A 12,647-nucleotide genomic window follows, 5' to 3' on the forward strand; every position below is an offset into this window, starting at 1 on the left:
TCGGCTGGTTTCGCAGTGATCACCCCCTCGATCGGGGTTATCGTTACGGCACCACCCCGTGTCCGCAGGCCTCACCCAGGCGTCCACAGATCTCCAGGAGAATCGATGTCCCGTGCGATGAGCGGCGGAGGATCGTCTCGGCAGCCGGTGCGAGGGCGCGGGTGAACCAGCCGTTCCCGGGTCCGACCCGGGTGCCCCCGCAACCGGCCGGTCCGGTGCCCGGAGGTCGGCCTCCCCGGGGCCCGGTCCCCGGCCCGCTCGGCGCTCCCGCGATGCGCCCGCCCGCGACGCCGCGTCCGCCGGCGGCCGGCCGGGGTCCGGGTGATCTCACGCCCGACCTCGTCGAGACCGACGTCTGGACCGACGCGATGGTCGCCGCGGCCGGCATCCCGGTCGTCGACGTCCCGTTCGTGACCGTCGGATCGGGCATCGGCTCGTTCGTGACCGTCGACTACCTGCGGATCTGCGGCGTCCCGCTGGACCAGATCGCGGTCCTGGGTCCGCAGGACGTGCCGTGGCACAGCTACGAGTACCTCACGCGGGTCTCGCAGATCCCGCGCAGCGAGCGGCTGCGGTCGGACTCCGCGTCGACCCCGGACAACATCTGGGGCTTCCCCTCTTACGCGGTCCGCGAGGCGTGGCAGGACAAGACGCTCAAACCGCTGTGGAACGTCCTCGTCGAACCGATCATCGCGAACTACTACACGCCGCGCGCCGGGCAGGCATTCGAGTCGATGGAGAAGGAGTGCCACCGGATCGGCTACCTGCAGTGCCTGCACCGCGGGCAGGTGCGCATGATCCGACGCCGCAACGGCGGTGGGTACTTCACGATCCTCACCCCGCCGCAGGGGAGTTCGCCGACCAAGCGGGTCGCGTTCCGCAGCAGGTGGGTGCACGTCGCGATCGGTTACCCCGGGATCAAACTGCTCCCGGACCTCCAGGCGTTCCGGGAGACCCACCGAGACGCCGGCAAGGTGGTCAACGCCTACGAGTCGCACGAGCACGTCTACCAGTCGCTGCAGCGCAGGCCCGGGACGGTCATGATCCGCGGGTCCGGGATCGTGGCCTCCCGCGTGCTGCAACGCCTGATCGACGACCGGGACGCCCACGGCCTGCAGACGCAGATCGTCCATCTGTTCCGCACCTACGTCGACAAGCCACACGGTCCGCACATCTGGATGCGGCGCAAGGGCAAGGACGGGTGGGCCTACCAGGGGTTCAACTACCCGAAGTCGGTGTGGGGTGGCCAGCTCAAGGCGCGCATGCGCAAACTCGAGGGCCATGCCCGCGCCGAGGCGTACAAGCAGATGGGCGGCACCAACACGCCGGTGCGCGACAACTGGCAGGAGCAGCTCGGGCGGGGCCGGCGCGAGGGCTGGTACCGAGTGGCGGTCGGCTCCGCGGAGCGTCTGGTGCCCGGCCCCGGCGGCCAGGGCGTGGTGACGACGGTGCGCGTCGACCCGCACGCGCCGATCCGGCAGGACCACCGGCCCGACGGCACCTTCGAGCTGTACGCCGACTACGTCATCGACTGCACCGGCCTCGAGGCCGACGTGCGCGAACACCGGTTGTTGCGCGACCTGCTCGACCACTCCGGCGCCGGACTCAACCCGATCGGACGCATGGACGTCGAGCGCGACTTCGAGTTGCGCGGGACCCGCAACGGCGACGGCAAGATCTACGCGTCGGGGAGTGCCACGCTCGGCGGTTACTTCCCGGGCGTCGACACCTTTCTCGGTCTCCAGATCGCCGCCCTCGAGATCGTCGACGACCTGGCCCGACAGGGCTTCTGCAAGAAACTCACGCCGTGGCGATCGACCGCCCAGTGGTGGCGTTGGGTCAACAACAAGGGGGTCGACTGACGTGCTGCCGACCCTGTGGGGCCGCATCCAGACCCGGGTGTTCGTACTCGGCGTCCTCGGCGGGGTGTGGACGCTGGTCCTCATCCCGTTCCTGTGGTTGATCTCGTCCGGCAGTCCGTCGCTCGCGGAGGTCTTCCGCGTCGCCTACACGGTGCTGTCCACCGTCATCGTGCTCGGTGTGGCCTGGGAGTTCGTCTACCACTTCCTGCAACAGTTCCGGTGGGAGAAGGACTGGCCGACACTGTTCGGGCTGGTCACCGCGATCAACGAGGGTGTCGTTGCCTGGCTGGTCGTCGACGGCACAGGTCTGCTCCCCGAGTCGCTGCGGCCGTCGCCGTGCGTGTTCACCGTCCAGTTCGTGACGACGTGGCTGCTGGTGTGGATCGTCGTCAACGGCCCGCTGCGGGCGATCTTCCCGCACTGGCGATTCCGAGGAGGGCGGTTCCTGTGACCGGACCGGGCGACATCCCGAGCGTGACCCCGACGGTGACCCTGGTCCCCGGCGCCGGGATCGTCATCCGCAAACCCGCGTTCCTCGCCGTGGTCGCCGACTCGGTGCCGGCAGCCTTCGTCACCGACCTCCTCGACATCGAATCCGCGGTGGCCGTGCCGGATTCGGCGCCGCGTCGCGGACGGCACCTGGTCCGTGCTCTGGCACGGTTGGTGGCGACCGCCGACGAGCCGATCGACATCGGTTTCGCGGCCCCCGACAACGTCGGCATCGCGGTGTTCCTCTCGGGCGGGATCTACGGCGAGACCGACGGCCACCGCATCGAACCCGGAGTCGACGCACCGTACGACAAGGCCATCCCGTGGCCGTACGAGGGACTCGGCCTGTATCTGGACGGCACCGTCCCGGCCGAGGTGGGGGAGGAGCGCTTCGATCTCGTCGACGGCGTCGTGCCCGCCGCCGGCGCACTCCTGCACACTCCGCTGGGCATGCGCGGCACCGAGTTCCACCCGCTTCCCGAGGCGGTGCGCAAGGCCGCGCGGCCGGTGCGCGAGCCCGTCGTCCCGGAAACCGGGTCGGTGGCATCCGGGTCGGTGACATCCGAGCCGGAGCCGGTGCCCGCCCCCGACCCCGGGCCGTCCACCGCGCCGCCTTCGGAGCAGTTCACCGGCGACGAGCACGACGCGGCCGGAGCAGACGTCACGCTCGAGCCGATGGAGGAGATGCCGGTCGACGAGAAGCCGCCGGTTCCCGTTCCCGCCGAACCCGGGCCGGGGGAGACCACCGAGCGGATGAGGCCGGACCCCGCACTGACGCCCGAACCCGAGGTGACACCCGAACCCGACCCGGTGGGCGGACCCCTTCCGTTCACGTCGACGCCCCTGGGCGGAGACCCCGGCGGGGGGCCGGTCGGCACGCCCGTCGCGCACCACCCGCTGCCGCCGGTCACGCCTGCCGGGGGACCGTCGAAAGCGCCTCCGGGCACGCCGGATCCGTTCGCCGAACCGCTCGAACCGCGTCCGCCGCTGCCGAGAGAGCAACATTCCAAGCCGGTGACCGAGGTCGTCCGGGTCGAGGCGTCGCGTGCCAAGGTGCACGGAATCCGCTGTGCGCGTGGTCACCTGAATCATCCGCAGTCGTGGATCTGCGGTGTCTGCGGCATCCGGATGGATCAGCTCACCACGTTCCTCGTCGAGGGCGAGCGACCGCCGCTGGGCTGGCTCCTGCTCGACAACGGGTTCACGTTCCTGCTCGACGAGGATCTCGTCATCGGCCGCGAACCCGGGGCGTCGGGTGGCGGACGGTCGAGCGGTCCGAGGCCGATCCGTGTCAAGGACGAGACCGGGCAACTGTCGCGACGTCACGTCGAGATCCGACTCGTCGAATGGACCGTCCAGTTGGTCGACCTCGGTTCGGCCAACGGGACCTTCGTGACCGATCCCAGCACCAGTCGGGAGATCCGACTCCTCCCGCATCGGCCGCACGTCCTCGTGCCTGGCTCCCACGTCCGGATCGGTGGCCGCCACTTCATCTTCGAATCCCACCACGCCAGGATCTGAAGGCCGGGGTCGTCGGATGGACAAGCACACCATCGTGTTCCTCCTCCTGGATGTCGCGGTCATCATCGCCGCGGCCCGCCTCGGCGGGATGATCGCGCGCGCCGTGCGCCAGCCCGCGGTGGTCGGCGAGATCGCCGCGGGTATCGCGTTGGGCCCGAGCCTGTTCGGCCTACTGCCCGGCAGCCCCGACGAATGGCTGTTCCCGGAGGAGGTCCGGCCGCTGCTCGGCGGTCTGGCGCAGATCGGCCTCGTGCTGTTCATGTTCATCGTCGGCCTCGAACTCGACATGCGGCTGACCCGCGGCCGCGAACGCGCCGCCGCGACCATCTCGGCGACCTCGATCGTCGTGCCGTTCGGTCTCGGAGCGGGACTGGGCTTCCTGCTGTATCCGTCGCACGACACCGTCGACGGGCTGCAGATCGAACGCCTCGGCATGGTCCTGTTCACCGGTGTCGCGATGTCGATCACGGCGTTCCCGGTGCTCGCCCGCATCCTGGCCGACCGGGGGATGATGCGCACCGTGCCAGGCGTGTTCAGCCTCGCGGCCGCCGCCGTCGACGACATCCTCGCCTGGACGCTGTTGGCGTTCATCATCGCGATCATCTCGGGCGGGAGCCCGATGGAGGTCGCGAAGATCGTCGGGCTCACCCTGGTCTACGCGGCGGTGATGTTCGGCCTCGTGCGGCCGCTGCTGGCCAAACTGATCGAGTGGCGCGACGCCGCGGGCCGGCTCACCCCGGACATCCTCGCCGTCGTCCTCGTCGGTGTGTTCCTGTCGTCGGCGGTCACCGACGTCATCGGGATCCATCAGATCCTCGGCGCCTTCATGTTCGGCGCGGTGATGCCCAAGGTCGGCGCCGAGCACCTCCACCGCGAGATACTCGAACGCCTCGAGCAGGTCAGCGTTCTCCTCCTGCTGCCGATGTTCTTCGTGGTGACCGGCCTCGGCGTCGACCTGGCGTCGATCGGGCTGTCCGGGCTGTGGCAGCTCGGCCTCGTCCTGCTGGTTGCCGTCGCGGGCAAGTTCCTCGGCGCCTACGCCGGGGCGCGGGCCGGCGCCATCCCCACCCGGCAGTCCGCGGCGATCGCCGTGCTGATGAACACCCGTGGACTCACCGAGCTCGTGATCCTCTCCGCCGGAAGGGATCTCGGCGTCCTCAGCGACGACCTCTTCGCGATGATGGTGGTGATGGCCCTGGTGACCACGGTCCTCACCGAACCGCTTCTGCGTCTGGTCTATCCGGACAGCGTGGTCGCGAGCGACATCGCCGCCGCCGAGCGTCGGGCATTGTCGGCCGCCGCCGCGCCCCGCGTGCTGGTGGTGTTCCGCGACCCCGCCGGCTCGGTCGACGACCTGCGCGCGCGGCATCGCCGGATGCTCGACTGCACCATCGGCTTCGACGTCGTCCTCGCCGGCGTGCTGACCTCGCCGGACAAACGGTCGCAGCGCCTCGAGGTGGGGATACCGGTCGTACCCGACTTCGCCGCCATCGCCTCGGCGATCGAGCGGTTGAACCTCCTGGGGGCATCGCTCACCGGCGCCGGAGCCGTGTCCGTGCTGTGTCGGTTCAGCGCCGATCCCGCCTCCGACCTCGACGCGATGGCGGAGAACGTGAACGCCGACGTGATCGTCGTCGACAGCGCCGACCGCGCCCTCGGTGAACGGCTGCGGGCCGCGCCGGTGGCGATCGTCGACGAGGACGCGGCGCCGGGGTCCGCGCCGAGTCGCAGCATCGTCACCTGCGTGGCAGCGGACAGCCGCGGCGGGCGCACCGCGATCGTCCTCGCCGCGGGGCTCGCCCTGTTCGGTTCACGCACGCTGACCGTCGTGTCCGGCGGATCGCGGCGCCGGTTGGGCAACGACCTCAAGCCCGTTGCCGCACGTGGTGTCGAGGTGTCCGTCGTCGATCCGCGCCGGCATCGCACGGAGGGCGGGGCCTTCATCGTCGCCGCCGCCGACGGGGACGCCACCGCCGGGACCGCATCCGGTGGGACCGCGGCGGTGACCGTGGTCGACCACACCCGGACCAGCGAGGAGTCCCTCGGCGACCGGGTGGCCGCCCTGTACCCGTCCGGCGACGCCGCACGGCAGGAACCGCCCGACGCACAGACCGTTTCACCCACCACCTCATCACCAGAGAGGCACTGACATGGCCACACTCGAGATCCCGCGTCAGCTGGCGGATTTCACCGTGCTCGGCAAGCTCGGGGTCGGCGGCAACGGGACCTTCTACCTCGCCGTGCCCCCGGTCCGTCTCGGGCTGGCCACAGATCGCGTGGTGCTCAAGGTGTTCAGCGGCGTGTGCAGCGACGACGCCTACCGCCGCGGGGTGCGCGAGTTGCGCGCGTTCGCGGCCGTCGCCTCGCCGTATCTGGCGGCGCTGTACGACGCGATCCTGCAGGGCCGGTTCATGTATGCGATGGAGTACTTCCCACTCGGGTCGCTGGCGTCGCCGACGCGCCCGCTCGGCCGCGACGAGCGTCTCGCGGCGATCGCCGACGCCGCGCGCGGGGTCCATGCGTTGCATGAGGCCGGCATCGCACACGCGAACATCACGCCGTCGAGCATCATGGTCACCGAGGCCGGCGGGAAGATCTCTGATCTCGGCCTCGCCCGGGTACTCGCCGCCGACGAGCCGATCACCAGCTTCGCCCAGCCCGGTGCGGTGCAGTACATGGACCCGGCGCTGCTCGCCGGTGACCTGCCGTCGCGTGCCACCGACATCTGGTCGGTGGGAGCCTGCCTGCACCGCGCACTGTCCGACGAGGGCGTCTACGGCGAGGTGCCCGACGCCCAGCCGCTGTTGGCGATCCGCGCGGCGCTGTCGACCCCACCGAGGCTCTCGGAGAAACTCTCCGACGAAGAGCGCACGCTGGTCGCCGACTGTCTCGCGCTGGCGGGCAGCCGGCCGGCGACCGCGCTCGAGGTCGCCGAACGCATCGACGCCCTGCGGGGCCGCTGACGGGCACCGCGGGACCACCCCCATGGGCGTGAAAACTCAGCCGAGGGGTGCGGTGCGCCACCAGGCGTCGAGGATCTCCCGGCCCGAGTGACCGGGCCACCTCGTGACGACCGTGAACTGCTGGTGGACGGGCGCAACGAAATTCGTCACCAGCCAGCCGTCCGCCACGCTGTCGCGACTCGCCGACGCCGGTCCGTCCCGCCACTTGATCGCATCGCCCGGATATCCCTTCAGCGAGGCGGTCACCGTCTCCCGGGCGCCCGGCGCAGCCGTGTCCCAGACCACGTAGGTGAGATCCTCGACGTCGGTGCACGAGATGCCGACCACGCCCTCGTGGGAGACGGCCCGGCACGACGCATCGCGCCAGCCGGCGCCGTCGGGGGAGTCGGGGAGCAATCGGGGAAAGGCATCGGCGATCGGCGCGACCGGCTCCGGCCACGGCGCGGGCGAATTGCGGGCCCCGACGAGCACGACCGCGCCCACGCAGACGGCCACCACGACGGCGGCGACCAGCAGAGGGACGAGCCGGCCGCGTCCCGAACCACGGTGTGAACGATGGGACGAACCCGACCGGGACACCGGGGGCCGCGCCGATGGCCGCCGTGCGGCGACGATCTCGGTGGACCGACCCGGGTTGCCGACCGGCTGGAAGACCTTCGGCGTCGGAGAATCCTGCTGTACAGCAGCGGGTCTCGTCGTCGACATGACCTCGGTGGCCGGCTCGCCGTCGGGCCGGGTGAGATGCAGGGCGAGGTCGGCGGCCCGGACGAACTCGGAACACGTCCGGTGGCGATGATCGGGGCGGGGATCGAGCGCACGCGACAGCACTGCTCCGAACGCCGGGGACACGGCCTCCGAAACACGATGGCGGGCAACGGAACCGGTTCCGGTCAGCATCTCGACGAGAACCCGTGCGAGTCCGGCGACATCGGTGTCGGGGCGAGGTGTGTGCTCGCCGTCCGGCGGTGGCGCGAGGCCGAATCCGCACACCGTGACCACACCGGGTGACGAGACATCGTCGACGCGCGGTTCGGTGCCGGTGTGCAGAAGGATGTCCGACATGGTGAGCCCGCCGTGGACGAGCCGTCGGCGATGTGCCGCGTCGAGGGCCTCACCGACCACCCGGACGATCCCGACCGCGAGATCCACGTCGATGCCGTCGCGATGGCGGTGCAGCAGTCCGGCGGCGTCGATGGTCGGCACCGGCTCCGTGGCCGCCCACAGATGGCCGTCGGCGAAACCGTGTCCGATGATGCGGGCGAGTGCGGGATGGGTCGTCGCCCCGGCCGATTCGGTGGAGCGGAAGAACCAGTCACGGAATGCCGGCTCGACCGAGCGCGCGCGGTCGACGACCGTCAGGACCATCGGGGCGGGCTGCGGGGTACCGGGTGCCACGGGGACCGCGCGGTACAGCGTGGCCGGTGCGCGCCGGCGGAGGACCCGTTCGATGCGATGGCCGGCCAGGACGGTGCCGGGGGCGAGGTGGTCGCCGCGAGTGGCATCGAAGGACACGGTCGCTCCCTCACCTGTCGTGTGGGTGTTCGATCCTACTCGACCAGAGCGGGCGCCGAGGCGAACAGGATCACCACGAAATAGCAGAGCAGAAACCACGAACCGCCCTGCCACAGTTGCCATCGCCCGTTGCGCTTGTAGACGCGGTAGGTCCGCACGAGCATCGACACCGCACCGACGAGGACGACGACCGGCGCGGCGACGATGAGCGCGGTGTCCAGCGGGGACGACGAGAAGAGGGCGACGACGACCAGGGCGAGACCGAACACCACGGTGATGGCGACGTGGGTCGCCATCTCGCGAAAATCGTTGCCGCCGTTCCGCGGTTGGGGTGACGGGTGCCTCGAGGTCATGGTGAGTCCACGGTACACGCCGTATTCGGGCCGTCGGCGCCACCGACGAGAAGGACCAAATACTCATTGCCGCTGCTCCGCACGGGGAGCAGGATGGAATCGAGGGTTCCGACCGAGCCCCGTCGTCAAAGGAGATGAGCGAGGGACATGAACGCGATACTCGTCGGAGTGGACGGTTCGGAAGCTGCCACGCGCGCGGTCCGCTGGGCCGCGAAGGCCGCCGCCGCGGAGAACGTCGACCTCAAGATCGTCAGCGCCTACGACGCGAGCACCAGTGACTACGCGCCGGGTCTGATCATCCCGCAGGAGGTCATCGACGCGATCCGCCAGGACGCGTCAGATGCCGTGCACGCGGCGGCGGATGTGGCCAAGCAGGCGGCGCCGAACGTCTCGGTGACCACGTCGATCGTCGACGGGGACGCCGCCCGAGTGCTGCTCGAACTCGGCAAGGACGCCGCGATGATCGCCGTCGGCACGCGTCATCTCGGCAGCGTCAAGGGTCTGTTCCTCGGCTCGGTGAGCATCAACGTCGCCGCGCACGCGCACGGTCGCGTGGCGATCGTCGCCGGCGACGGATCCGACACCGGCCCGATCATCGTCGGTGTCGACGGTTCGCCGATCAGCGACGCCGCGGTGGCCGAGGCGTTCCGACAGGCCTCCCTGCGCAACGCGCCGCTCGTCGCCGTCCACACCTGGACGCCGCTGGACGCCGACGCGCTGCACGGCTACGGCATCAGCCGTGAAGAGGTCGAACGGATGACCCAGGAATCGGTCGAGGTGCTGGCCGAGCGGCTCGCCGGCTACTCGCAGGACTACCCGGACGTCCGCGTCGAGCGACGCGTGCTGCCGGAGGAGCCCGCGAAGGCGCTGCTCGACGCCGCGAAGGACGCACAGCTCCTCGTCGTCGGCAGCCGCGGTCGCGGCGGGTTCCGCGGCCTGCTGTTGGGCTCGACCAGCCAGAAGGTCATCCACCAGGCCGAATGCCCGGTGCTGGTGGTGCGCAAGTGATCAGCCGAGTTCTCTGACGGTGCCTACCATCGAGGCATGAGCCTGAAGAGACTCGAGCTCTCGGTCGGCGAGCTCGCGCAGCGCGCGGGTATCGCGCCGTCGGCGGTCCGGTTCTATGAGGACCAGGGGCTGATCTTCAGTCGCCGGACCGCCGGCAACCAGCGCCGGTATCACCGCGCCATGCTGCGGCGCGTGGCGTTCATCCGCGCCTCCCAGGTCGCGGGCATCCCGCTGTCGGTCATCGGCGAGGTGCTCGCCGAACTCGGCCACCACGAGTCCCCGTCGAAGGCCATGTGGGAGGCCGCGTCGAAACGGTGGATCGACGACATCAACCACCGCATCGAGTTGCTGGAGAAGATGCGCGACCTCATCGGCTCCTGCGTGGGCTGCGGCTGCCTGTCGCTCGGCGAGTGCCACCTCCTCAACCCGGAGGACGAACTCAACAAGCTCGGTCCGGGACCGCGGCGCCTGATCACCGACGACGACTGAGGCCTGGGTCCCAGGGGCGGGTCGCGGGCGCCGACCGGTCGGGTCGGAGCCCGGCGGTAGGGTTGGCGCATGGCTCGACCGTCGCGAGTGGCGCTGGCACTGGGAAGTGGTGGGGCTCGCGGCTACGCCCACATCGGCGTGATCCAGGAACTCCGGGCGCGTGGCTTCGAGATCGTCACGGTCGCCGGGTCGTCGATGGGTGCGCTCGTCGGCGGCCTCTATTGCGCGGACCGGCTCGACGACTATGTCGAGTGGATTTCCGGACTCACCCAGCTCGACGTCGTGCGTCTGCTCGACGTGTCGCTCTCCAAGCCCGGCGTGATCGGCGCCGAACGCATCCTCTCGCGTGTGCGAGAGATCGTCGGCGACACCAGGATCGAGGATCTCGCGACGCCGTTCACCGCGGTCGCCACCGACCTCACCACCGGTCGGGCGGTGTGGTTCCAGCACGGTGAGCTCGTCGACGCCCTGCGCGCCTCGATCGCGATCCCCGGCGTCATCAGCCCGCACGAGCACCACGGCCGTCTGCTCGCCGACGGCGGCATCCTCGACCCGCTGCCCGTCGCGCCGACCTCGGGTGTCCCCAGCGACGTGACCATCGGGGTGATCCTCGGTTCCGACGGCGGACCCGAGACCGGCGCGAGTCGACAGCCCAAGACCAAGGGCCTGCTGCGCCGCAACGTCGAGCCCATCCTCGACAACGTGCGCTCGGTCCGCGAGCGGTTCGGCCTGGACGGGTCCGACAGCCCGTCCAACAGCACGGCATCCGACAGCACGGCATCCGGCGGCGCCGCAACCGACAGTGAGCGGTCCGCCGGCGGCGGGGCCGAAGGCGCCGCCGAGGTCGCCGCGGTGGCCGGGGACACCGACGGTGCGGTCGTCGTCGATTCCGGTGCGGTGGGTCCGGGGCGGACCGGCCCTGAGAGGACCGGTGAGGAGAAGACTGGTGAGGACAGGTATCGGATGGGTCGCGTGGAGGTGCTGAGCCGCTCGCTCGACATCATGTCGGATGCGCTGACGCGCTATCAGGTCGCGGGGTATCCGCCCGACATCCTGATCCGGGTACCGCGGCGCGCGGTGCGCACCCTCGACTTCCACAAGGCGACCGAGATGATCGAACTGGGCCGCGAGCTGACCGCCAAGGCCCTCGACGAACTCCCCGAGACGCCATGAGGAGAATCCCACGCGGCATCTGGGTGCTGCTGTCGGCGAACGTCGTCATCGCACTCGGCTACGGCTTCATCGCGCCGGCCCTACCGTCGTTCGCGCGGACGTTCAACGTGTCGTTCACCGCGGCCACCGCGGTGGTCTCGGCATTCGCCGTCATGCGGCTGTTGTTCGCGCCCACCAGCGGTCGGCTGGTGACGCTCTTCGGCGAGCGACGGATCTACCTCACCGGACTGCTCATCGTCGCCGCCAGCACCTTGGCCTGTGCCTTCGCGCACTCGTACTGGCAATTGCTGGTCTTCCGCGCGGCAGGCGGCATCGGGTCGACGATGTTCAGCATCTCCGCGATGGCGCTGCTCATCCGGATGGCGCCCGCCGACATCCGCGGCCGTGTGTCGGGGCTGTTCTCGGCGGGCTTCCTCGTCGGCTCCATCACCGGCCCGCTGATCGGCGCCGCGCTGGTCGGTTTCGGCCTGCGGGTGCCGTTCGTGGTGTACGCCGCCGCGCTCCTGCTGGCATCCGCGGTCGTCGCCACCCAGCTGCGCGAGGTGATCGCGCCGGACCAGGCCGAGGAGCCGACCGCGGGGCTCATCGGATTCCGGACCGCGCTGCGCGACAGCGGATACCGCGCGATCCTGTTGTCCAACTTCACGCAGGGGTGGGCGTCGATGGGCGTGCGGGTCGCCGTCGTCCCGCTGTTCATCACCGAGGGCCTCGACGCCGGGGCGGGCATGGCCGGAATCGTGCTGGCCGTATACGCCGGCGGCAACGTCCTCGCCATCCTGATCGCCGGCCGCCTGTCCGACCGGTTCGGCCGCCGGCCGATCATGCTGCCCGGTCTCACCATCACCGTCATCGCCACCGTCGCACTCGGCTTCTCTCCCAACGTCGCTGTCGCGCTCGGCCTCTCGGTGCTCGCCGGCGTCGGCTCCGGGCTCTTCGCCCCGACGCACCAGGCCGCACTCGCCGACGTCCTCGGCAACCGGCAGCAGGGCGGATCGGCACTCGCCGCGTTCGGCATGTCGTCGGACCTGGGGGCGGTCACCGGGCCCGTCATCGTCGGCTTCGTCGCCGACCGGGTGGGTTTCGGTCCCGCGTTCATCCTGACCGGCGTGGTGGCGGGCGTCGCGCTCGTCGCGTGGCTGTTCGCCCGCGAGACCGCGCCGGCGATCGTCGGGCACGGACCCATCCTGACGCCGGCGGAGCCCGAGGCGTCCACCGACGACGCCCTCGGTGATCGCTCACCGGGCGAGCGCCGACGTGGAGGCTGAGAGCGACACCTC

At 70.5% G+C, this 12,647-nt stretch carries 11 protein-coding genes; 9 read left to right on the top strand and 2 right to left on the bottom strand.

Translation table 11 applies throughout. From position 1 onward, the window contains the following. The first annotated feature begins 272 nt into the window (after window positions 1-272). From ABFT43_RS21285 to ABFT43_RS21305, 5 genes are read left to right on the top strand one after another with little or no spacing between them, the layout of a single operon-like run. Window positions 273-1,862: an FAD/NAD(P)-binding protein gene (locus ABFT43_RS21285; protein ID WP_347962256.1), complete on the top strand. Its 1,590-nt coding sequence runs from the start codon at window positions 273-275 to the stop codon at window positions 1,860-1,862. 1 nt (window position 1,863) lies between these two features. Continuing rightward, window positions 1,864-2,313, top strand: coding sequence for a hypothetical protein (locus ABFT43_RS21290; RefSeq protein WP_347962257.1), 450 nt, complete (start codon window positions 1,864-1,866; stop codon window positions 2,311-2,313). After that, window positions 2,310-3,872 carry an FHA domain-containing protein gene (locus tag ABFT43_RS21295; RefSeq protein ID WP_347962258.1) on the top strand — a complete coding sequence of 521 codons (1,563 nt, stop codon included), beginning with the start codon at window positions 2,310-2,312 and terminating at the stop codon, window positions 3,870-3,872. The genes ABFT43_RS21290 and ABFT43_RS21295 overlap by 4 nt, the downstream gene beginning before the upstream one ends. Before the next feature lie 16 nt (window positions 3,873-3,888). Further along, on the top strand, window positions 3,889-6,021 hold the full coding sequence (locus ABFT43_RS21300) for a cation:proton antiporter (protein WP_347962259.1): 2,133 nt from the start codon (window positions 3,889-3,891) through the stop codon (window positions 6,019-6,021). Window position 6,022: 1 nt separating this feature from the next. Beyond that, window positions 6,023-6,835 (top strand): protein kinase domain-containing protein, encoded by an 813-nt coding sequence (locus ABFT43_RS21305; RefSeq protein WP_347962260.1) that lies wholly within the window; start codon window positions 6,023-6,025, stop codon window positions 6,833-6,835. Between the two features lie 36 nt (window positions 6,836-6,871). Here ABFT43_RS21305 and ABFT43_RS21310 read toward each other — a convergent pair whose 3' ends face one another. Then, complete coding sequence (locus ABFT43_RS21310) at window positions 6,872-8,347, bottom strand: serine/threonine-protein kinase (protein WP_347962261.1); 1,476 nt, start codon at window positions 8,345-8,347, stop codon at window positions 6,872-6,874. Window positions 8,348-8,382: 35 nt separating this feature from the next. Then, window positions 8,383-8,643 (bottom strand): hypothetical protein, encoded by a 261-nt coding sequence (locus ABFT43_RS21315; RefSeq protein WP_347962262.1) that lies wholly within the window; start codon window positions 8,641-8,643, stop codon window positions 8,383-8,385. A 204-nt stretch (window positions 8,644-8,847) separates the two neighbouring features. Here ABFT43_RS21315 and ABFT43_RS21320 point away from each other — a divergent pair, with 204 nt between their 5' ends. From ABFT43_RS21320 to ABFT43_RS21335, 4 genes are all read left to right on the top strand, one after another. Continuing rightward, window positions 8,848-9,708, top strand: a complete 861-nt coding sequence (locus ABFT43_RS21320) for a universal stress protein (protein WP_347962263.1) — start codon at window positions 8,848-8,850, stop codon at window positions 9,706-9,708. Between the two features lie 36 nt (window positions 9,709-9,744). Beyond that, the gene (gene soxR, locus ABFT43_RS21325) at window positions 9,745-10,197 is read left to right on the top strand and encodes a redox-sensitive transcriptional activator SoxR (protein ID WP_347962264.1); all 453 of its coding nucleotides are present in this window, start codon (window positions 9,745-9,747) and stop codon (window positions 10,195-10,197) included. 69 nt (window positions 10,198-10,266) lie between these two features. After that, the gene (locus ABFT43_RS21330) at window positions 10,267-11,370 is read left to right on the top strand and encodes a patatin-like phospholipase family protein (protein ID WP_347962265.1); all 1,104 of its coding nucleotides are present in this window, start codon (window positions 10,267-10,269) and stop codon (window positions 11,368-11,370) included. Continuing rightward, window positions 11,367-12,635, top strand: coding sequence for an MFS transporter (locus ABFT43_RS21335; protein ID WP_347962266.1), 1,269 nt, complete (start codon window positions 11,367-11,369; stop codon window positions 12,633-12,635). The genes ABFT43_RS21330 and ABFT43_RS21335 overlap by 4 nt, the downstream gene beginning before the upstream one ends. Window positions 12,636-12,647: the final 12 nt, after the last annotated feature.

This window comes from Gordonia aurantiaca (assembly GCF_039939235.1).
Taxonomy (GTDB): domain Bacteria; phylum Actinomycetota; class Actinomycetes; order Mycobacteriales; family Mycobacteriaceae; genus Gordonia.

What these genes read in the sequence shown, in the direction of transcription:
- ABFT43_RS21330 (WP_347962265.1), top strand. Translation starts at nt 10,267, where the DNA reads ATGGCTCGACCGTCGCGAGTGGCGCTGGCACTGGGAAGTGGTGGGGCT.
- ABFT43_RS21315 (WP_347962262.1), bottom strand. Translation starts at nt 8,643, where the DNA reads ATGGCGACCCACGTCGCCATCACCGTGGTGTTCGGTCTCGCCCTGGTC.
- ABFT43_RS21335 (WP_347962266.1), top strand. Translation starts at nt 11,367, where the DNA reads ATGAGGAGAATCCCACGCGGCATCTGGGTGCTGCTGTCGGCGAACGTC.
- ABFT43_RS21305 (WP_347962260.1), top strand. Translation starts at nt 6,023, where the DNA reads ATGGCCACACTCGAGATCCCGCGTCAGCTGGCGGATTTCACCGTGCTC.
- ABFT43_RS21285 (WP_347962256.1), top strand. Translation starts at nt 273, where the DNA reads ATGCGCCCGCCCGCGACGCCGCGTCCGCCGGCGGCCGGCCGGGGTCCG.
- ABFT43_RS21300 (WP_347962259.1), top strand. Translation starts at nt 3,889, where the DNA reads ATGGACAAGCACACCATCGTGTTCCTCCTCCTGGATGTCGCGGTCATC.
- soxR (WP_347962264.1), top strand. Translation starts at nt 9,745, where the DNA reads ATGAGCCTGAAGAGACTCGAGCTCTCGGTCGGCGAGCTCGCGCAGCGC.
- ABFT43_RS21320 (WP_347962263.1), top strand. Translation starts at nt 8,848, where the DNA reads ATGAACGCGATACTCGTCGGAGTGGACGGTTCGGAAGCTGCCACGCGC.